Source organism: Amycolatopsis sp. NPDC041971, assembly GCF_055588925.1.
In genome coordinates, this window is sequence record NZ_JBVJCE010000025.1 from 82,690 (window position 1) to 101,695 (window position 19,006).

Consider the following 19,006-nt stretch of genomic DNA (forward strand, 5'->3'; position numbering starts at 1 on the left):
CACTGGGAAAGACGAGACAAATTCCACCTATCTGGACAGCTCCTGCCCCCCTCTTTTCCCCATTGAAGTGGGTTGGTCGGTTTTGCGAACTACCGCATTCAGAGGACGAAACGCGGGCAAGGGCTAAAGCTTCGAGCGCATGGTCTTCATGCGCTCGATCTCGGCGGTCTGGCCGGTGATGACCTCCTGCGCCATCTCCTGCGCCTTGCTCTCCACCCCCTTGCCGAGCTGGGTTTCGGCCATGGTCAGCGCGCCCTGGTGATGCGCGATCATCAGGTCGAGGAACAGCTTTTCGAACGCCGCCCCGTTCGCCGCGCGCAGATCAGCCAGCTGGGCCTCGGTCGCCATGCCCGGCATGAGCGCGTGATCGTGCCCTCCACCGTGGTCACCGTGGCCCGCGCCCGGCACCGGCTTGCCGCGGTCGGCAAGCCAGGTCTTCATCATCGCGATCTCACCGTCCTGCGCGACCGAGATCCGGCCCGCGACGGCCCGGATCTGCTCGTTCGCCGTCTTGCCCGGCACCAGGTCGGTCATCACCTTCGCCTGCTGGTGGTGGGGGATCATCATCGTCATGTACTCGACGTCGGCCTCGTTGGGCTGATCGCGGTTCACCGGGCCGGGAGCGCCGGTGCCCGCCTGCTCGCCGGGCTTGCCGGGAACGATGACCGGCGCGCTCTGGGCCGGTGAGACCGGGTTTTCGTCGCCAGTGCAGCCCGAGACTACGAAAGCGGCAGCGAGCAGCGCCGATGTCAAACTTTTTCTCATCCCGGGAGTTCCTCCGTTGGTCGGTATCTGCTGAGCCTAAATAAGGAATAAGGTGCGCGTAAAGCTGGGTGGAAGGAGAGCCATATCGTGCCGCAGCCTGGGCTGAAACGCCGCTTGACCAGGGTCTTCGTGTCGGCGGCCGCGGTCGCCGCCCTCGGGGCCTCCAGCGCGCTCGCCGCGCCGGCCGTGATCGCCGAACCGTCGGCGACCGCGATTCCGGGAGTGGACGAGATCGTCCACAGCCCGAACCTCCGGTCGATCGCCAACGTCCCGCAGCAGGGGCCGTTCACCAAGGACTCGACCGGCACCGACATCGCGTTCACCAAGGGCCACGCGATCATCGGTACCTACGACGGCTTCACTGTCTACGACGTCCGCAACCCGTATCGCCCGAAGATCGTCAGCCAGGTCTTGTGCCCCGGTGGGCAGAACGACGTGTCGGTGTCCGGAGACCTGGTCTTCCTCTCGACCGACGTGTCGCGCAGCGACGACTCCTGCACCAGCGTCTCGAAGCCCGCTTCGGACAAGACGGCGTGGGAGGGCATCAAGATCTTCGACATCTCGAACCTCGCGGCGCCGAAGTACGTCGCGGCGGTCGAGACCGACTGCGGTTCGCACACCAACACCCTGGTGCCGGACAAGCGCGGCAAAGACGTGTACATCTACGTCTCGTCGTACGCGCCGGCGGCGAACCTGCCCGACTGCCAGCCGCCGCACGACAAGCTGTCGATCATCAAGGTCCCGGTGAAGGACCCGGCGAAGGCTTCGCTCGTCGCGACCCCGGTGCTGTTCCCGATCGACGGCGGCAACCCCGGCGGCCCCAACCCCGACGGCACCCGCCGGTCGGCGACCACCGGCTGCCACGACCTGACGGCGCTGCCGGAGCAGGACCTGATGGCCGGTGCCTGCATGGGTGACGGTGTCCTGCTCGACATCTCCGACCGGCTCAAGCCGCGGGTCATCAACCGCGTGCAGGACAACGTGAACTTCGCGTTCTGGCACAGCGCCACCTTCAACAACGACGCCACCAAGGTCGTCTTCACCGACGAGCTCGGCGGCGGCGGGATGGCGACCTGCCTGGAGAAGTTCGGCTCCACCCGCGGCGCCAACGGCATCTACCAGATCACCGGCCGCGGCGACGACCGCAAGCTGGAGTTCGTCAGCTACTACAAGATCCCGCGCTTGCAGTCCGAGACCGAGAACTGCGTGGCGCACAACGGTTCGCTGATCCCGGTGCCGGGCAAGGACATCATGGTCCAGTCCTGGTACCAGGGCGGCGTCTCGGTGTGGGACTTCACCGACGCGAAGCAGCCGAAGGAGATCGCGTACTGGGAGCGGGGTCCGCTCTCGAACGAGAAGCTGGTCGGTGGTGGCACGTGGTCGGCGTACTGGTACAACGGCCACATCTTCTCGTCCGACATGGTGAAGGGCCTGGACGTCCTGGCCCTCAACGACTGGCGGACCTTCCCGGCGAAGCTCGTCCGGCAGAACGAGTTCAACGCCCAGACGCAGTACAAGCTGCACCCGGGCTTCAACAAGTGATCCACTAGCGTGCGATGAAAGGTCCTTTCCTCGCGAATTTCGCGAGGAAAGGACCTTTCATGGCGTTCGAGGGGCGCTCAGACGAGCCAGGCGGCCGCGTCCGGCGGCAGTTTCCCGTCCACCAGCGGAACGCTCGACAGCAGTACCTCACCGGGCGGCAGCGCGATCGGGCTCGCCGACGTGTTCAGCGCGCAGACCAGCCCGCCGCCGCGCCGCCGGAACGCGAAACACCCCGCGGGCGCGCCGTACCACTCGAGATCGTCACCGCTGAAGGCCTTGTGCGACTTGCGGATCTCGATCGCGCGCCGGTACAGCGACAGCGTCGACGCCGGATCCTCCAGTTGCGCTTCCACCGTCACCGACGCCCACGAAGCGGGCATCGGCAGCCACGTCCGCGGATTCCGGGAGAAACCGAACGGCGGCAGGTCGCCTTCCCACGGCAGTGGCACCCGTGCCGCGTCGCGGCCGAACTCGGCGCCGGAGGTCTTGGCACGCGGGTCCGCGAGCGCTTCCGGCGGGAGGTCGACGTTGCCGAGCCCCAGTTCCTCACCGTTGTACAGATAGACCGCTCCGGGCAGCGCCAGTTCGACGAGCGCCATCGCCCGCGCCCGCCGCACACCGCGTTCGCCGCCGCCGTAGCGGCTGACCTGCCGCCAAACGTCGTGGTTGCTCAACGTCCAGGTGGCGGGGGCCCCGGCCGACTTCGGCACCGCCAGGGACCGCTCGATGGCCGTCCGCAGCGCGTCCGCGTCGAAATGCGTGAGCACGAGCCGGAAGTTGAACGCCAGATGCAGTTCGCCGGGCCGCAGGTAGCGTGCGAGGCGTTCCTCGTCGGTCACCCAGATCTCGCCGACGGCCATCGTGCCCGGGTACTCGTCGAGCACCTTGCGGATCATCTGGTGGATCTCGTGGACGCGGTCGTTGTCGAACCTCGGGTCGTAGAACTCGCTCGGCCCGAGCGGGTTCACCCGCGGGTCCATGTCCGGCAGGCCCGGCGGTTTCGCCATGCCGTGCGCGACGTCGACGCGGAAGCCGTCCACGCCGTGATCCAGCCAGAAGCGCAGGGTCCGCTCCAGATCGGCGGCGACCTCGTGGTTGGCCCAGTTCAGGTCGGGTTGCTGCGGCGAGAACAGGTGCAGGTACCACTGGCCGTCCGGGACCCGCGTCCACGCCGGGCCGCCGAACGCGCTGAGCCAGTTGTTCGGCGGCAGGTCGCCGCGCGGGCCGAGCCCGTCACGGAAGATGTAGCGATCCCGTTCCGGGCCGCCCGGCGGCGCCGCCATCGCCGATTTGAACCAGGCGTGGGTGTTGCTGGTGTGGTTGGGGACGACGTCGACGGTGACCTTGATGCCGCGTTTGTGCGCCTCCGTCAGCAGGACGTCGAAGTCGCCGAGGGTGCCGAACATCGGGTCGACGTCGCGCGGGTCCGCGATGTCGTAGCCGTGGTCGGCCATGGGGGAGCGGTAGAACGGCGTCAGCCACAACGCGTCGACCCCGAGCAGCTCCAGGTACCCGAGCTTGCCGCGGATGCCTTCGAGGTCGCCGACGCCGTCCCCGTCCGAATCGGCGAACGAGCGCACGTAGACCTGGTAGAAGACCGCCTGGTCCCACCAAGCCGCGCCCGTCGCCATCACACGAAGCTGTTCATCATGCTGTTGGCGGCCATCTCCAGGTACGCCCACAGCCGCGAGCGGTAGGGCTCCTCGATGTTCTCCTCGTCGACCGCGATCTTGATGCAGCGCAGCCAGGCGTCGCGTTCGATCGGGCCGATCTTGAACGGGCCGTGCCGCATCCGCAGCCGAGGGTGACCGCGCTGATCCGAGTAGGTGTGCGGGCCGCCCCAGTACTGCATGAGGAACAGCCGGAAACGCTCCTCGGCCGGGCCGAGGTCCTCCTCGGGGTACAGCGGGCGAAGCACCTCGTCGACGGCGACTTCGGCATAGAACCGCGCGACGATCCGGGTGAAGACGGGTTCACCGCCGACGGCCTCGTACAAGGTGGTGGGGTCAGGTTCGGTCACGGACACAACTCCATTCTGCCCTTGTCCTACTGTGCGGCGGGGCCGGCGGACATAAAGCGTCCCAGCGGCGGCTCGAAGCCGGCTTCGTCCAGCGCGGCGAGCAGATGCGCCCGAAGCGCGCGCTGCACGGCCCACTGCTTGCCAGGCCGGACCTTCACCGTCAGGCGGAGCTTGATGCCTTCGGGGGTCACGGTCTCCACACCGAGCATCTCGGGCGGCTCCAGCACGCTGGGTGCCAGTCCCTCACTTTCCAGGAGGGTCTTCGACTTCTCGGCCATCAGTTCGGTGGCCTTTTCGACGTCGGCGGAGTAGCTGAGCGGGACGTCGACGACGGCGACGGCGAAGCCTTGGCTCGAGTTGCCGACGCGTAGCACCTCGCCATTGCGGACGTACCAGACGGTGCCGTTGATGTCACGCAGAGTGGTTATCCGGAGGCCGACGGCCTCGACGGTGCCGGACGCCTCGCCGACGTCGACGACGTCACCGACGCCGTATTGGTCCTCGATCATCATGAACATGCCGGACAGGAAGTCCTTGACGAGGTTCTGCGCGCCGAAACCGAGCGCGACCCCCACGATGCTGAAGGAGGCGATGATCGGCGCCAGGTTGATGCCCAATTCACCCAGCACGAGGATGAACGCGATGCCGTAGATCAGTAACGTCGCCATCGACTTGAGCACCGAGCCGATCGTGGCGGCACGCTGGCGGCGTCGTTCCATCACCGCCGACCCGAGCACCTCGGGAGCCTTCTCCCGCAGCGGTCTCAACAGGGCGGGCAGTTTCCTGGAGCCGCCCGGCATCCGCGTCACGCGGTTGATCACGCGCCAGACCAGGTACCGCAGCAGGAACGCCACGGCCATGATCATCAGGATCCTGATCGGCTTCGTCAGCAGCCAGCCTGCCGACGCGGCGAGCCATTCGTTCTTTGTGACCTGGAACACCTGGTAGCAGATGGTTTCGGCGTCTCGCGTGCAAGCCGGGGGTTCCGTGGGCAGCAGGTTCACTGAGAAGAAATGTCCTTTCGTACTCGGCGGGGGTTCGTTCGCGCTGCTCCGCGCGGCGGGATTCGAAATACCTGCTTACAGGTGGCCGCCGGGTCGCGGGCGTGTGACACGTCCACTAACACACGTGCGTTTTGGGGCTGATCTGTGGTCGACTATGCCTGCACCGGTGGAGGTGGTCGAGTGCCAGACCGACAACCCATCCCCCTCGGCGTCCCGAGCCAAGCCTTGGCCGGACAGGCGCCGGAGGGCGTGTTGCGCGCTCATCCGGGAGGTGCCCCCTCGCACGGGGCGCCACCGGGCGGGCCGGGAACGCGGCCAGGGGGTGTTGCCCGCCCGCCCGGACAGCGTAGAGGGCGGGACCCGTCGAGTACGGCGGTACCCACTACGACATCAGCGTCGTCTTGGGGCCGCAGACGGGTATTGCTGTTGAACGCCACGTTCGAGCCGCTCACGGCGCTGCCGTTGCGGCGCGCGGTGGTCCTCGTGATGTGCGGCAAGGCCGAGGTGGTGCATGGCGACCCCGGAGGGCTCGAACTGCACGCCGCCACGGTCTCGCTGCCCGTGCCTTCGGTGATCCGGCTGAGCACCTACGTGCGCGTGCCCTACCGCGCGCAGGTGCCGCTGACCCGGGCCGGGCTGATGCACCGCGACCGGTACCGCTGCGCCTACTGCGGAGGTCGGGCCGAGACGATCGACCACGTCGTCCCGCGCAGCCGCGGTGGCCCCCACAGTTGGACGAACTGCGTGGCCTGCTGCGCCAAGTGCAACCACCGGAAGGCGGACAAGCTGCTTTCCGAGATCGGCTGGCGGCTGCGCGTCGTGCCGAGGGCCCCGCACGGGCCGCACTGGCGGCTGCTCGCGCATTCGAAGGAGGCCGACCCGTTGTGGCGGCCGTACCTGGGAACCGCGGCCTGATCGGATTCTGACCGGGCCCCTGAAAACGTCGGCGCCCCGGCTGCCTTTCGGCGGCCGGGGCGAGCCGATGATGCCGTGATGAAGCTCGTTACGGAGTGCGCCGTCCCCCGTTGACCGGTCGTGCCCGAGCTCAGGCGGCGAGGAAGAAGTCGCTCTGGCAGGTGACGCGGGTGCCACGGGTGACGCGGGTTCCGCGAGTGACCCGGGTGCCGCAGGTGACCCTGGTGCCGGCGGTCACGCGAGTGCCGCGAGTGACCCGCGTGCCACGGGTGACGCGGGTGCCGGCGGTGACACGAGTGCCTCGGGTGACGCGGGTTCCGCGAGTGACCCGGGTACCGGCGGTGACCCGCGTACCGCGAGTGACACGAGTACCGCGAGTAACCCGTGTGCCCGCCGTCACACGCGTACCGGGGGCGAATCCAATTTCGAAGAGTGACGAAACGTCGTCGATGATCGCCTGGCCGGGTGTCTGGGTGCTCTGCATGACATATCCTCCTGCGACCGGTGCGTTACCTGCTGGGGTGTAAGAGCTGGGCGCAAGGCCCGTACAGGTGAAAAAGCTACGAGGATTTCAAGGCTCCGACAAGACGACAGCGCCGGGTGCGGCCGCCCGTACGTTGAGTTGCAACCTTTCGGCCTTGAGGGCTTCGCCCCAATGTGGGAGCGCTTTCGCGGCAAGCGGCGGACGGCCCTCGCCGGACGGTGAGCGGTGGCACGCCCGTGCGAGCGAGTGCGGCCGCACGCCATCGGATACGCTCACGCGCGTGAACCTTGTCGAGACGATCCTGGTCTTCGCGGTGATCCCCTTGGCCATCTACGCGCTTTGCGGGGTGGCCACGCTGCGGTCGAAGGGCGCGGGCGTCGCCCGGTACCGGCCGGGGCAGCCGTGGGAGTACCCGGCCATGTGGTGGAGCGCCAACCCCGACGGGGTCGGCGCCAGGCATTCGCACGCGGGCGGCGCGACCGCCGTCGGTGTGGCGGACGGAGCTTCGGTGACAGGAGGCGCTCGTGGCAACTGGTGAACTGACCCATTCGTCCACCGCTGTCGACGAAGAGCCCGGTTACGGCGCCGCCGTTACCTCCAGCGGCCGGATTTCCGCCGCCAGGATGTACGAACCTGCTGGGCCGATCAGCCCATTCACGATCCAGCAGCTTGCCCGGCTGGACGAGGCGCTGACCCTGGCCAGCCGCGAGACCGGCCTGGACTTCAGTGTGTACCTCGGCGACCTCGGCGACGACACCCGAGCCACCGCCGAGAGCCTGCTCGCCTCGACCGACAACCCGGCCGACGCCGTGGTCGTCGCCGTGTCGCCCGGACAGCGCGCCATCGAGATCGTGACGGGCGCGCAGGCCCGGTTCCGCCTGCCCGACCGCGGCGCGAAGCTCGCCGTGGCCAGCATGGTGGCCTCCTTCAAGGAAGGCGACCTCATCGGCGGCCTCGTGAACGCACTCCGCATGCTGAGCGACCAGGCCGGCGCTCCGCAGCACTGACGCCGCAAGCGGGAGGGTTTCGGTACCGCGTCGGTCCAGGTGGTCGTGAGTGACGATTCGGGTTAGAACCCGAATCGCCACTCACAACCGCGTACTACGGGACTAGACCCCGGCCTGCGAGTCGAACTCACGGGCGGCCAGCGCCCGCACGATCCCGGCCCGGCCTTCCGACACCAGACGGCGCAGTGCCGCCGGGTGCTCCCCGGTCAGCCACTCGTCCGACGCCGCCACGGACGCCGGGTCGACGGCCCACGACGGGTACAGCCCGACCACGGTCGGCTGCGCCCGCTCGCTGGAGCGCCGCTGCCACACCTCGTCGATGACCTCGAAGTAACGCGTCACGTAATCGCCGAGCAGGTGTTTCTGGCCGGGGTGGGAGAAGCCGGTGATGAGCGAGTCGCTGACCGCGTTGGGCAGCTCGTCGTCGTACACCGCCCGCTGCCACGCGTCGGCCTTCGCCTCCGCGGTCGGCCGCAGCGCCCGCGAGCGCTCCGCCTGACGCCGTCCGGCGGCGGTGTCGTCCTTCGCGAGTTCCGCGTCGATCTCGGGGTTCCCCGCCTTGCCGTGCGCGACGAGCGCGTGCAGCAGCCGCCAGCGCAGGTCGGTGTCGACGGTCAGGCCCTCCAGGGGTGCCGTGCCGTCGAGCCAGCCCGCGATGATCGCCAGCGTCTTGTCGTCGAGCACACATCCGGCGAGCGAGTTCACGAACGCGAGCTGGTGGTCCGAACCGGCCTCGGCGCCTTGTGCCAGCTCCAGCAGCCGCGCGGAGAACTCCGGCCAGCCCTTGTCCGCCGCCCACGCCGGCTTCGCGTACGAGTTCAGCGCCGTCTGCGCCTGCAGCAGCAGCCGCTGCACCACGCCCACCTCGGTCTCGGTGTGCACGCCGCGCTGCACCAGCGTGACGAAGTCGCGGGCCTTGAGCTCGGCTTCACGCGTCATCTCCCACGCCGCCGACCAGCACAGGGTGCGGGGCAGCGGGTCGGTGATGTCGGCGATGCGGTCGATCAGCGTGGTCAGCGACGCCGGGTCGAGCCGCATCGTGCAGTAGGTCAGGTCGTCGTCGTTGACCAGCACGAGCTTGCCCGCCGGGAGACCGACCAGCGCCGGCACCTCGGTGCGTTCGCCGTCGACGTCGAGTTCGACGCGGTGCTCGCGGACGATCTTGCCGTTCTCGTCCTCGTCGTAGACGCCGACCGCGACACGGTGCGTCCGCAGCTCACCGGCACCCGGCTTGGCACCGGTCTGGGTGACGGCGAAGGAGGTGTACGCGCCGTCGGCGCCGACCTCGTAGCGTGGGCTCAGCGAGTTGAGACCGGTGGTCTCCAGCCACTGCGCGCTCCACCACGACAGGTCGCGGCCCGAGGCCTCTTCCAGCGCGCCCAGCAGATCCGCCAGGGTCGCGTTGCCCCAGGCGTGCTTGCCGAAGTAGACCTTGAGGCCTTCGAGGAAGTGGTCGAGCCCGACGTAGGCGACGAGCTGCTTCAGGACGCTCGCGCCCTTGGCGTAGGTGATGCCGTCGAAGTTCACCTCGACCGCGTGCAGGTCGACGATGTCCGCGGCGATCGGATGCGTCGAGGGCAGCTGGTCCTGCCGGTACGCCCACGACTTTTCGATGTTCGCGAAACTGGTCCACGCGTTCTTGTACTCGGTGGCCTCGGCCTGGGCGAGCACACTCGCGAAGGTCGCGAACGACTCGTTCAGCCACAGGTCGTCCCACCAGCGCATGGTGACCAGGTCGCCGAACCACATGTGCGCCATCTCGTGCAGCAGCGTCTCGGCCCGGCGCTCGTAGGCGTAGCGGGTGACGCGGCTGCGGAAGACGTAATCCTCCAGGAAGGTGACGGCGCCGGCGTTCTCCATCGCCCCCGCGTTGAACTCCGGCACGAACAGCTGGTCGTACTTGGAGAACGGGTACGGGGTGGCGAATTTCTCGTGGTAGAAGGCGAAACCCTGCTTGGTCTCGGTGAACAGCTTGTCCGCGTCCATGTGCTCGGCGAGCGAGGCACGGCAGTAGATGCCCAGCGGGATCGTGCGGTGGGCGTCGGAGAACTCGTCGCGCCATTCGCTGTACGGGCCCGCGATCAGCGCGACCAGGTAGGTCGAGATCCGCTCGGACACCTTGAACACGGTGCGGACGGCCCCGTCAGGGGTCTCCTCGGCCGACTCGATCAGCGCGTTCGAAATGACCTTCCAGTCCTTCGGCGCGATGACGGTGAGCCGGTAGACCGACTTGAGGTCGGGCTGGTCGAAGCAGGCGAACATGCGCTTCGCGTCCGCGGTCTCGAACTGCGTGTAGAGGTAGACGCCGTCGTCGACCGGGTCGACGAAGCGGTGCAGGCCCTCGCCGGTGTTCATGTACCGGCAGACCGCGTCCACGACGAGCTCGTTCGATCCGGCGAGGGCGGGCAGCTCGACGCCCTTGTCCTCGACGTACCCGCTGACGTCGAGCTCCGTCCCGTTGAGGACGGCCGACTCGATCCCCTCGGCGACGATGTCGACCCACGACGCTTCGCCGCTTCTGGCGCTCGCGAACTTGATCGTCGTCTTCGACGTGAAGGTCTTTTCACCGGGACCGCCGCGGCCGTCGGTCAGATCCAGCTCGATGTCGTAGGACTCGACGTCGAGCAGGTCCGCGCGCAGCTTGGCTTGGTCTCGGGTCAGGTTGGGGGCGGGCACTGGCACCTCTGGTCATCGGTATCGGTTTTGGTTTCCAACTACTGGCATCCAATCATGTCCAGGCCGGTGCTGACGACGGGAACAACGCCGATGGCCGCGATGTTGGCTCGCTGTGTAGCACTCCGTGCGTACCGCCCCACCCAAGACGATGGCACTGGGAGAACCTGATGACCGCCCCGTCCGAGAAGACCAAGGTCGACTTCTACTTCGATCCGATCTGCCCGTTCGCCTGGATCAGCTCGCGCTGGATCCTCGAGGTGGAGAAGCACCGCGACCTCGACCTGAGGTTCCGGATCATGAGCCTGTCCGAGCTGAACAGCGGCCGCGAGGACCTGCCTGAGCAGTACAAGGAGCTGTTGGACCGCGGCTGGGGCCCCGTCCGCGTCGCCACCGCGCTGGCGCGGAAGAACGGCGAGGAGGCCCTGCGCGACTTCTACACGGAGTTCGGCACGCGCCATCACAACCAGGGCGAGAAGGACATCCCGAAGGTCATCAAGGAGACCCTTGAGGCCGTCGGCGCCCCGGCCGAGCTGGCCGACGCCGCGGAGTCGACCGAGTACGACGAAGCGCTGAAAAAGAGTCACTACGAAGGTATGAATCCGGTCGGAATGGACGTCGGCACCCCGACCATCCACATCGACGGCGTCGCCTTCTTCGGCCCGGTGCTCAGCTCGATCCCGCGTGGCGAGGACGCCGTCAAGGTGTTCGACGGCGCCCGCGCGCTGGCGAGCTACCCGGACTTCTTCGAGCTGAAGCGCACCCGGTCCGGTGAGCTGAACTTCGACTAAGGGGTTTCCAGGGCGGCCTTGGTGACATCGCCGGGGTAGGGAGACCTCGCGACGGCTTCGTCCGTCGTGAGGTCTCCTGCGGCGACCTGGTTCTTGAGCGCGACGAGTTCACGCAACCCGTCGCGGTGTTTCTCGATGAACGCGGTGTCGACGGGATCCCCGTGCCCGGCCACGATGGTCTTCGGTTCCAGCGCGAGGATCGCGTCCATCACGCCGGACCATTCGGCCAGGAAGCTGCCGTCGTTGAAGGAGAACGCGCTGAAGCCGGCTTCGGCGTTCTCGACGGCGTCGCCCGCATAGATGACGCCCGCGTCGGGCACTTGCACGAACAGGTCGTGATCGGTGTGGGCCCGGCCGAGGAACCGCAGCACGACGGTGCGACCGCCGAGGTCGATCTCGGCGGTGTCCGACACCGGTTTGTCCGGCACGGTGATCTCGGTGCGTGCCAGCGCCTCCGCCATCTCAGGCCGGTTTTCACCGAGGTAGTGCTGGATCCACTTGCGCCGCGCGCCCTCGCCGTAAGTGGTCAGCTCGATCAAGCACCCTTCGTGCGCCCAGACGTCGCACGGCAGGAACGCCGTCGTGCCGAAGGCGTGATCGAAATGCGCGTGGGTGTACACGACCGACCATGGCAGCGGCGTGATCTCCCGTACCGCCGCGGCCAGTTCGGCGCCCTGGTCGACGTCGCCGCGGACGTCGACGACCAGGCAGCGCTCACCGCCCACGACGAGGCCGACGGTCAGGTCCAGCTCCTCGTAACGGCGGGCGTACACGCCGTCCGCGAGTTCGAGCCAAGTCACGAATCCTCCAGAATTCCGTTGCGCAGCAGGGGAACCGTGCTGCTCGAATCGAGTTTCGCGGCGAGTGTCACGTCGTTCGCGTGCCCGGCCGCGGCGAGCTCACGTCCTGAAGAACACTCTGTCAGTGCTTCGGCGATGTCGATCGATTTCGCCGCGACGGCCGCGAGACGCGCTTCGGCGGACAGGCGGCCGCAGCCGTTCAGCGCCGCGACGATCGCTCCCGCGCCGAGCTGATCCTCGACGCACGGCCTCAGCGGCCCGAACGTCTTGGCCGCGGTGTGGATGTCGATGCCCCAGCGTTCCCCTGCCGGGACGACACCGATCGGCGCGCCGTCCGCCAGCTCGGCCGCGCGGGCGGCGACGGCAGTGGCGTTGCGCAGGCATCCCGCGAGCACGACGGCACCGGTCGTGGCGGCGGCGTCGCAGAGCGTGGCGCCGTTCGGGGAGGGGAGCGCGAGGAGGGTGCCGGAAGGGATTTCGGTCACAGACGAAGGTCGCAAGGTCCACTCGCGTTCACCCGCGAGGATGGCGCCTCGCTCCTTCGCGACCTTCACGTTGTGCTGATCGCGCCAGCGGACGGGAAGCACCCGGCCGCCGTTGCCCAGGACGAGATCCGTTGTGGTGCAGAAGGAAAGTACGTCGACGATGACGAGAACGGCGCACTCCGCACCCAGCGCGCCGACTCCCTCGGTTCCCCATTCGAGTCTGATGTCCACCCCCACAGCATGCTCGCCCCCGAACGTGATGGCAGACTCCGCGCTGTGCGTGTTTACCTTGGCTCTGACCATGCCGGTTTCGAACTGAAGAACCACCTCGTGGCCCACCTCAAGGAGCAGGGCCACGACGTCGAGGACGTCGGTCCCTTCGCCTACGACGCGGCCGACGACTACCCGGCGTTCTGCATCGAGGCGGCCCGCCGCGTCGTCGCGGACGAGGGCAGCCTCGGCATCGTCGTCGGCGGCTCCGGCAACGGCGAGCAGATCGCGGCCAACAAGGTGAAGGGCGCCCGCGCCGGCCTCGCGTGGAGCGTCGAGACCGCGAAGCTCACCCGCGAGCACAACCACGCCCAGCTGATCGGCGTCGGCGCGCGGATGCACACCACCGAAGAGGCCACGGAGATCGTCGAGGCGTTCCTCGCGACCCCGCCGAGCCCGGACGAGCGCCACGGCCGCCGCGTCCAGCAGATCCTGGACTACGAGAACACCGGCTGGCCGCCGCCGCTGCCCGAGCACTGACATGCCCGAGGGGCATACGCTCCATCGCCTGGCACGTCTGCACAAACGCCGTTTCGCCGGTCACCCGGTCGAGGTGAGCAGCCCGCAAGGGCGGTTCGCCGCCGAAGCGTCCCGTTTGGACGGCCGGGTGCTGGTGAAGGCCGAGGCGCACGGGAAGCATCTGTTCCACGACTACGGTCCACACGGGACGGTGCACGTCCACCTCGGCCTCTACGGCACGTTCTCCGACGTGCCGCTGCCCGTCCCGGAACCGGTCGGGCAGGTGAGGATGCGGCTGGTCGGCCCGACGCATTCCGCCGACCTGCGCGGCCCGAACCAGTGCGAACTCCTGGACGCGCCTCGAGTGGACGCGATCAAGGCACGGCTCGGCCCGGATCCGCTGCGCCGTGACGCGAAACCGGACAAGGCGTGGGAGCGGATCTCCCGGTCGAAGACGTCGATCGCGGCACTGCTGATGGATCAGTCGGTGCTGGCGGGCGTCGGCAACGTGTATCGCGCCGAGGTGCTGTTCCGGCACGGTGTCGCCCCGCTGGTCCCGGGCCGCGCGCTCGATCGCGGGCTGTGGGAGGACATGTGGGCGGATCTCGTGACGCTCATGCGGCACGGTGTCCGGGTGGGACGGATCGACACGGTCGCGCGGGAGCATCTGCCCCAGGTGACCGGCCGCGCGCCGCGGCAGGACCGGCACGGGGGCGAGGTCTACGTCTACCGTCGCGAGGGGATGCCTTGTCTCGTGTGCGGGACGGCGGTACTGCGGAGCGATCTGGCGGCACGGAACCTCTTCTGGTGCCCGACCTGCCAGCCCGGGTGAGGGGCTTCCCGAATGCTATGAACGGTCCGTTACTTGCAAAATTTGCAAGCAACGGACCGTTCATAGCGCTTGAAGGGGCGACAGCGGGCTAGAAGTCGAAGCCTCCGCCGTCGAAACCGCCGCCATCGAAGCCGCCACCGTCGAACCCACCGGCGTCCCCGCCCGTGTCGCCCCCGGCGTCGCCGCCCGCGTCACCGGCACCGGCGTCCTCCTGGCCCGCGTCGTAGCCCGATTCCCAGGCCGACGCGCTCGCGATACCGGCCATTCCGGAGAACATCGCGCTGAACAGCAGCATCGAACCGAGACCCCAGGCGCCGGCGACGAGCGCGGGCTTCCACCACGGTTCGCTGTACCAGCCCTGCGGCACCGGACGGCCGGCCACGCGGCCACCGGGGTAGTAGTGCGGCGTCCGCCGGCTCGGATCCGGCGACGCCTCGTAGTGCTCGCCCTCGACGTCGACCGAGCGGTACTCGGTGACCTTGCCGGCACGGTCGCGCTCCTCGTTGGCGGGCAGTTCCGGACCGGGGTCCATGCCCATCGCGAGCCGCGCCGCGCGGACGTAATAGAGGCCCTCGATGGCGGTCTCGCGCACCAGCCGGGCCTGCTCGACGGTCTGTGCCTGCTCCATCTGCGAGCCCGCCGCGGTGAAGCGTTCGGACGCGTCCGCCATCGCCTGCTGGGAGGCGGTGTCCGTGCCGCTGAGGTTCATGACCTGACCGCCCAGCCGCTCGACGAGGCGCCGTGCGTCGGCCTTCGCGTCGTCCAGCTGGCGCTTCTTGGCCGCCGCCTGGGATTTCGCGAAGTAGATACCGCCGCCGACCACGACGACGAGGAGCACGATCAGGAAGATCGCGGTGCCCATGGGTTCACTCCAGAAATCGTTCGGCCTTTGCTCCGGACAACGTGGGCGGTCTGTCCGTGGTTCCCTCCGGTGGCGCCGCGCACACTGGCGGCAGAAACTAGAACACGTTATAGTTCAGCTCCATGAAGTTCACCCTGTCGATCGCGATGAATCCGCTCGATCAGCTGGGCGAACTCGCCCGCGCCGCCGAAGAGGCGGGTTTTTCCTCGATCGCGCTCCCGGATTCCCTGTTCTATTCCGAAACGGTCTCGGCCGACTATCCGTACACGCCCGACGGCAGTCGCTTCTGGACGGAGGAGACGCCCTGGGCCGATCCGCTGGTCGCCGCCGCGTCGATGGGCGCGGTCACCGAACGGCTCACGTTCTACACCTCCGTGCTCAAACTCGGCTCCCGCAATCCGGTCCTGCTCGCGCGTCAGGTCAACTCGGTCGCGGCGCTGACCGGCGGCCGGTTCGGCCTCGGACTCGGCGTCGGCTGGTCGCCGGAGGAGTTCCGCTGGTGCGGCGTTCCGTACGAAAAGCGCGGCAAGCGCGTGGACGAGGCCATCGAGGTGCTGCGGCTGATCCTCGACGGCGGGATGGTCGAATTCCACGGCGAATTCTTCGACTTCGACAAGCTCCGCATGAGCCCGACGCCGCCGTCGCGCGTGCCGTTCTACATCGGCGGTCACACCGACGTCGCGTTGCGCCGGGCCGCACGCGTCGCCGACGGCTGGTCGTCGGCGATGATGAAATTCGACGACCTCCGCGACACGATCGCCGAATTGCGTGGACTGCTGGCCGAACGGGGCCGCGCCGACGATCCCTTCGAGTATCAGGCCGTCTGCGTCGACAAGTTCGGTCTCGATGGCTTTCGCGAACAGGGCGACATCGGCGTCACCGACATCATCACCATGCCGTGGGTGTTCGACGGCCTCGGCTTCGACGCCGAAGTCGGCCCGAAACTCGATTCCATCAAGAAATTCGGCGACGAGATCATCGCGAAGATGGGAGACTGAACCATGGGTGTCGACGTCTGCTGGGACCCGGCCGCCACACAGCCGCCCGCTCGACAGGCCGCGTTTCGTTCGATGTCCGCGGTCACCGCCGGGGACAAGGCCGCCTGGCTCGAACTCTTCGCCGGTGACGCCGTCGTCGAGGACCCCATCGGTCCCTCGATGTTCGACGCAGAGGGCAAGGGACACCACGGTCACGACGGGATCAGTGCCTTCTGGGACAAGACGATCGCGAACGTCGAACGCTTCCAGTTCACCATCCGCGATTCCCACGCCGCCGGTGACGAGGTCGCGAACGTCGGCACGATCACGACGTACCTGCCCGGCGGCTACCGCGTCGACACCGACGGCGTGTTCGTCTACCGGGTGCGCGAGGACGGGTTGATCGTGTCGATGCGGGCGTTCTGGGAAACCGAGCGCGCCATGGCCACGGCCCGTCAAGAGCGCTGAGCATGCGACGGCGGCGCCACCCGTGGCCTTCTGCCCGGAGACGACGCCGAAAGCAACCGCCCGCTCGGCACCTTCGTCCTGCCCGGGATCCGGACGTGCCCGCGTTCGGTGACGACGGTCGACGACGTGCCCCGCGCCATCGACGCCCGATCCGACTACAGCGCGGTGATCGACCGCCTGTTGCCGCACCTGCGCGGGTGAAGCTCAGCCGAGCCGCTCCGCGCGCCGGGCCAGGTACTGCTTCTCGGGTTCGCTAGCGGTCTTGGCGGCGGCCCGGCGGTAGGCCTCGCGCGCGGCGCCGGTGTCCCCGGCCAGTTCCAGCAGATGCCCCCGCACGGAATCGAGCCGGTGGGTCTGGCTCATCCGGCCGTCGTCGTCGAGTGTGGCGAGCAGTTCGAGGCCCGCTTCCGGCCCGTTGACCTCCGCGACCGCGACGGCGCGGTTGAGCGTGACGACAGGGCCGGGCGAGACCTTCTCAAGGACGTCATAGAGCGCGAGGATCTGCGACCAGTCCGTGTCGGCCGCGGTGGGCGCCTCGTCGTGGACGGCGGCGATCGCGGCCTGCACCTGGTACGGCCCGACCGGGCCCGTTTCCAGCGCCCCGCTCACCAGAGACACGCCTTCGGCGATCATTTCCCCGTTCCAGCGCGACCGGTCCTGCTCGGCTAGGGGGACGAGCGAGCCGTCTTCGCCGGCGCGGGCGGCGCGGCGGGCGTCGGTCAGCAGCATGAGCGCGAGCAGGCCGGTGACCTCGTCCTCGTCCGGCATGAGCCGCCGGAGCAACCGGGTCAGCCGGATCGCCTCGGCGGTCAGGTCGGCGCGGTGCAGAGCGGGGCCGCCACTGGTCGTGTAGCCCTCGTTGAAGATCAGGTACAGCACCTGAAGGACGACGCGGAGCCGCTCGGCGAGTTCCGCGGCCGGCGGCGGGACGAACTCGGCACCCGCCTTCTTGATGGTCTGTTTCGCCCGGCTGATCCGCTGGGCCAGCGTCGATTCCGGGACCAGGAAGGCGTTCGCGATCTCGCCCGTGGTCAGGCCGCCGACCGCGCGCAAGGTCAGCGCGAGCTGCGACGGCGCGGACAGGGAAGGGTGGCAGCACAGGAAAAGCACGGTGAGCGTGTCGTCCGATTCGGACACAGTGGACGCTTCACCCGGCCCGGCCGGCTCCATCAGTGCGGAGTTCTCCTCGCGACGGCGTCGCGCGCTCTCACTGCGCCACTCGTCCACCAGCCGCCGTGACGCGACCGTCGCGAGCCACGACTTCGGACTGTCCGGGATGCCCTGCTCCGGCCACTGCTGCGCGGCCGAGAGCAGTGCTTCCTGAACGGCGTCCTCGCAGGCGTCGAACTGCCCGTGCTTGCGCACCAGCAACCCGATGACCTGCGGGGCCAGCTCCCGCAGGAGCGCTTCCACCTGACGATCGTTCTTCACGACGCCAGTCTTACCGCATTCAGTCCTCTGGATGCGTGGTCAGGCGTTCAGGTGGCGGATGAACCGGGCGCTGCGTTCACAACGGTCCTCATAGCCTCGCGCGCGGTAGAAGGCGTGCGCGGCGGTCCGGTGGCGGGAACTGGTGACCTCCATGGTGTCGCAGCCCAAGCGCAGCGCCTCTGCTTCGGCCGCGGCGATCAGCTCGCGTCCGATGCCCAAGCCGCGCCGGGTCTCGTCGACCACCAAGGCCACGATCCGGCCGCCGGAGCCTGGCCGCTCGAGAAGCGGGATCGCGACCACCGCGATGACACCGACCACGGTGCCGTCCGCCTCGGCGACGAAGGCGGCACCTTCAGGATGACGGGACCAGCGCTCGATCCGGCCGCGCACGTCCTTCACGTCGTTGTCCGGGTAGCCCAGCTCGATGAGGAGCGCGGTCACCGCGGGGGCGTCGGTGCTGAGGGCGTGGCGGATCTCCATGATCCTCATTAAAGCGGAGGGGTCGGCCGGTCCGAGGGCGTCGGCGTGATTCGGGTGTCCAGGCAGCGATCACACGTGACTGGAGGCGGAACACACGTGACTGGAGGCGGAACACGCCGAGGCCGGATCCGCACGGTGTCTTCCGGCTTAACGGGCCGAAAGAGATGAACCGCAGGTCAAAGACCTTTGGTCGGGATGACAGGATTTGAACCTGCGACCCTCCGCTCCCAAAGCGGATGCGCTACCAAGCTGCGCCACATCCCGTGACTCCCCGATCTCCCCGGGGGGTGTGCGCACAGCCTAGCGGGTCACGCTAAGCTGGTTTCGCACCCGGTACTCCGGGGGCATGCGGGTGTAGCTCAATGGTAGAGCCCTAGTCTTCCAAACTAGCTACGCGGGTTCGATTCCCGTCACCCGCTCCACAACTCCACGAAAGAACCCGCAGGCTCCTGGCCTGCGGGTTCTTTCGCGTTCGGGGCATCGGCCGCGATGGCCGCGAGCGGCGGTTTCACGTGTCCGGACGGACGACACGCGTGATGGGATGGACGACACACTCGCGGCGGAACTCGGCCGCGCTTGTGTCGTCCATCCAGACACACGCGCCGTCAGCCGGATCACGCGTGTCGTCCGATTAGTTACGTGAGTTTCGGTCCGGGGGGGGGGGGGGGGGGGGGGGGGGGGGGGGGGGGGGGGTAGCGAAATATCAAAACAGGAAGACCAAAAATCACAAAAAAACACAAC

At 68.2% G+C, this 19,006-nt stretch carries 19 protein-coding genes and 2 tRNA genes; 10 read left to right on the forward strand and 11 right to left on the reverse strand.

The annotated features are described in order from the left end of the window. Positions 1 to 123 precede the first annotated feature (123 nt). The gene (locus ACZ6DT_RS36575; RefSeq protein WP_465603780.1) at positions 124 to 765 is read right to left on the reverse strand and encodes a DUF305 domain-containing protein; all 642 of its coding nucleotides are present in this window, start codon (positions 763 to 765) and stop codon (positions 124 to 126) included. A gap of 87 nt (positions 766 to 852) precedes the next feature. Here ACZ6DT_RS36575 and ACZ6DT_RS36580 point away from each other — a divergent pair, with 87 nt between their 5' ends. After that, complete coding sequence (locus ACZ6DT_RS36580; RefSeq protein WP_465603782.1) at positions 853 to 2,307, forward strand: LVIVD repeat-containing protein; 1,455 nt, start codon at positions 853 to 855, stop codon at positions 2,305 to 2,307. Between the two features lie 77 nt (positions 2,308 to 2,384). Here the strand turns inward: ACZ6DT_RS36580 and ACZ6DT_RS36585 are convergent, their stop codons facing one another. Genes ACZ6DT_RS36585 through ACZ6DT_RS36595 form a run of 3 tightly spaced genes read right to left on the reverse strand, consistent with a single transcriptional unit; the run spans position 2,385 to position 5,331 of the window. Further along, on the reverse strand, positions 2,385 to 3,938 hold the full coding sequence (locus ACZ6DT_RS36585; RefSeq protein WP_465603783.1) for a glycoside hydrolase family 13 protein: 1,554 nt from the start codon (positions 3,936 to 3,938) through the stop codon (positions 2,385 to 2,387). Further along, positions 3,938 to 4,333, reverse strand: a complete 396-nt coding sequence (locus tag ACZ6DT_RS36590; RefSeq protein ID WP_465603785.1) for a globin — start codon at positions 4,331 to 4,333, stop codon at positions 3,938 to 3,940. Before ACZ6DT_RS36590 ends, ACZ6DT_RS36585 begins: the two co-directional genes overlap by 1 nt. Before the next feature lie 20 nt (positions 4,334 to 4,353). Continuing rightward, positions 4,354 to 5,331 carry a mechanosensitive ion channel family protein gene (locus ACZ6DT_RS36595; RefSeq protein WP_465603787.1) on the reverse strand — a complete coding sequence of 326 codons (978 nt, stop codon included), beginning with the start codon at positions 5,329 to 5,331 and terminating at the stop codon, positions 4,354 to 4,356. A gap of 420 nt (positions 5,332 to 5,751) precedes the next feature. Between ACZ6DT_RS36595 and ACZ6DT_RS36600 the strand changes: the two genes are divergently transcribed. The 3 genes from ACZ6DT_RS36600 (at position 5,752) to ACZ6DT_RS36610 (ending at position 7,737) form a co-directional block, all read left to right on the forward strand. Then, positions 5,752 to 6,246: an HNH endonuclease gene (locus ACZ6DT_RS36600; RefSeq protein ID WP_037319481.1), complete on the forward strand. Its 495-nt coding sequence runs from the start codon at positions 5,752 to 5,754 to the stop codon at positions 6,244 to 6,246. A 764-nt stretch (positions 6,247 to 7,010) separates the two neighbouring features. Then, entirely contained in the window at positions 7,011 to 7,268 is a 258-nt protein-coding gene (ctaJ, locus tag ACZ6DT_RS36605) for an aa3-type cytochrome oxidase subunit CtaJ (protein WP_465603789.1), read from the forward strand. Continuing rightward, positions 7,255 to 7,737: a DUF5130 family protein gene (locus tag ACZ6DT_RS36610; RefSeq protein WP_465603790.1), complete on the forward strand. Its 483-nt coding sequence runs from the start codon at positions 7,255 to 7,257 to the stop codon at positions 7,735 to 7,737. The genes ctaJ and ACZ6DT_RS36610 overlap by 14 nt, the downstream gene beginning before the upstream one ends. Positions 7,738 to 7,839: 102 nt before the next feature. Here ACZ6DT_RS36610 and pepN read toward each other — a convergent pair whose 3' ends face one another. Further along, positions 7,840 to 10,413 (reverse strand): aminopeptidase N, encoded by a 2,574-nt coding sequence (pepN, locus tag ACZ6DT_RS36615; protein WP_465603791.1) that lies wholly within the window; start codon positions 10,411 to 10,413, stop codon positions 7,840 to 7,842. 167 nt (positions 10,414 to 10,580) lie between these two features. On the opposite strand from pepN, the gene ACZ6DT_RS36620 reads away from it, so the two are divergent. Further along, the gene (locus ACZ6DT_RS36620; protein ID WP_465603793.1) at positions 10,581 to 11,201 is read left to right on the forward strand and encodes a mycothiol-dependent nitroreductase Rv2466c family protein; all 621 of its coding nucleotides are present in this window, start codon (positions 10,581 to 10,583) and stop codon (positions 11,199 to 11,201) included. Here ACZ6DT_RS36620 and ACZ6DT_RS36625 read toward each other — a convergent pair. Together ACZ6DT_RS36625 and ACZ6DT_RS36630 are read right to left on the reverse strand one after the other, a co-directional pair. Continuing rightward, on the reverse strand, positions 11,198 to 12,001 hold the full coding sequence (locus ACZ6DT_RS36625) for an MBL fold metallo-hydrolase (protein WP_465603795.1): 804 nt from the start codon (positions 11,999 to 12,001) through the stop codon (positions 11,198 to 11,200). The two genes, ACZ6DT_RS36620 and ACZ6DT_RS36625, sit on opposite strands and share 4 nt — an antisense overlap. Further along, positions 11,998 to 12,717 carry a 2-phosphosulfolactate phosphatase gene (locus ACZ6DT_RS36630; RefSeq protein ID WP_465603796.1) on the reverse strand — a complete coding sequence of 240 codons (720 nt, stop codon included), beginning with the start codon at positions 12,715 to 12,717 and terminating at the stop codon, positions 11,998 to 12,000. The genes ACZ6DT_RS36625 and ACZ6DT_RS36630 overlap by 4 nt, the downstream gene beginning before the upstream one ends. A gap of 45 nt (positions 12,718 to 12,762) precedes the next feature. Between ACZ6DT_RS36630 and ACZ6DT_RS36635 the strand changes: the two genes are divergently transcribed. Together ACZ6DT_RS36635 and ACZ6DT_RS36640 are read left to right on the forward strand one after the other, a co-directional pair. Further along, on the forward strand, positions 12,763 to 13,236 hold the full coding sequence (locus ACZ6DT_RS36635; RefSeq protein ID WP_465603797.1) for a ribose-5-phosphate isomerase: 474 nt from the start codon (positions 12,763 to 12,765) through the stop codon (positions 13,234 to 13,236). Position 13,237: 1 nt separating this feature from the next. Continuing rightward, positions 13,238 to 14,047 (forward strand): Fpg/Nei family DNA glycosylase, encoded by an 810-nt coding sequence (locus tag ACZ6DT_RS36640; protein ID WP_465603799.1) that lies wholly within the window; start codon positions 13,238 to 13,240, stop codon positions 14,045 to 14,047. A gap of 88 nt (positions 14,048 to 14,135) precedes the next feature. Here ACZ6DT_RS36640 and ACZ6DT_RS36645 read toward each other — a convergent pair whose 3' ends face one another. Beyond that, positions 14,136 to 14,909: a hypothetical protein gene (locus tag ACZ6DT_RS36645; protein WP_465603801.1), complete on the reverse strand. Its 774-nt coding sequence runs from the start codon at positions 14,907 to 14,909 to the stop codon at positions 14,136 to 14,138. 122 nt (positions 14,910 to 15,031) lie between these two features. Here ACZ6DT_RS36645 and ACZ6DT_RS36650 point away from each other — a divergent pair, with 122 nt between their 5' ends. Both ACZ6DT_RS36650 and ACZ6DT_RS36655 read left to right on the forward strand, forming a co-directional pair. Next, entirely contained in the window at positions 15,032 to 15,907 is an 876-nt protein-coding gene (locus tag ACZ6DT_RS36650; protein WP_465603802.1) for a TIGR03619 family F420-dependent LLM class oxidoreductase, read from the forward strand. 3 nt (positions 15,908 to 15,910) lie between these two features. Continuing rightward, positions 15,911 to 16,354 carry a nuclear transport factor 2 family protein gene (locus tag ACZ6DT_RS36655; RefSeq protein WP_465603805.1) on the forward strand — a complete coding sequence of 148 codons (444 nt, stop codon included), beginning with the start codon at positions 15,911 to 15,913 and terminating at the stop codon, positions 16,352 to 16,354. Between the two features lie 204 nt (positions 16,355 to 16,558). Here ACZ6DT_RS36655 and ACZ6DT_RS36660 read toward each other — a convergent pair whose 3' ends face one another. From ACZ6DT_RS36660 to ACZ6DT_RS36670, 3 genes are all read right to left on the reverse strand, one after another. Next, complete coding sequence (locus ACZ6DT_RS36660) at positions 16,559 to 17,785, reverse strand: RNA polymerase sigma factor (protein WP_465603807.1); 1,227 nt, start codon at positions 17,783 to 17,785, stop codon at positions 16,559 to 16,561. 39 nt (positions 17,786 to 17,824) lie between these two features. Then, positions 17,825 to 18,265: a GNAT family N-acetyltransferase gene (locus ACZ6DT_RS36665; RefSeq protein ID WP_465603808.1), complete on the reverse strand. Its 441-nt coding sequence runs from the start codon at positions 18,263 to 18,265 to the stop codon at positions 17,825 to 17,827. A 187-nt stretch (positions 18,266 to 18,452) separates the two neighbouring features. Beyond that, positions 18,453 to 18,529: transfer RNA gene (locus ACZ6DT_RS36670), tRNA-Pro, on the reverse strand. 84 nt (positions 18,530 to 18,613) lie between these two features. Here ACZ6DT_RS36670 and ACZ6DT_RS36675 point away from each other — a divergent pair. Beyond that, positions 18,614 to 18,687 (forward strand) — tRNA-Gly (locus ACZ6DT_RS36675). The last annotated feature ends 319 nt before the right edge of the window (positions 18,688 to 19,006 follow it).

What these genes read in the sequence shown, in the direction of transcription:
- ACZ6DT_RS36575 (WP_465603780.1), bottom strand. Translation starts at nt 765, where the DNA reads ATGAGAAAAAGTTTGACATCGGCGCTGCTCGCTGCCGCTTTCGTAGTC.
- ACZ6DT_RS36585 (WP_465603783.1), bottom strand. Translation starts at nt 3,938, where the DNA reads ATGGCGACGGGCGCGGCTTGGTGGGACCAGGCGGTCTTCTACCAGGTC.
- ACZ6DT_RS36620 (WP_465603793.1), top strand. Translation starts at nt 10,581, where the DNA reads ATGACCGCCCCGTCCGAGAAGACCAAGGTCGACTTCTACTTCGATCCG.
- ACZ6DT_RS36640 (WP_465603799.1), top strand. Translation starts at nt 13,238, where the DNA reads ATGCCCGAGGGGCATACGCTCCATCGCCTGGCACGTCTGCACAAACGC.
- ACZ6DT_RS36645 (WP_465603801.1), bottom strand. Translation starts at nt 14,909, where the DNA reads ATGGGCACCGCGATCTTCCTGATCGTGCTCCTCGTCGTCGTGGTCGGC.
- ACZ6DT_RS36650 (WP_465603802.1), top strand. Translation starts at nt 15,032, where the DNA reads ATGAAGTTCACCCTGTCGATCGCGATGAATCCGCTCGATCAGCTGGGC.
- ACZ6DT_RS36655 (WP_465603805.1), top strand. Translation starts at nt 15,911, where the DNA reads ATGGGTGTCGACGTCTGCTGGGACCCGGCCGCCACACAGCCGCCCGCT.
- ACZ6DT_RS36665 (WP_465603808.1), bottom strand. Translation starts at nt 18,265, where the DNA reads ATGGAGATCCGCCACGCCCTCAGCACCGACGCCCCCGCGGTGACCGCG.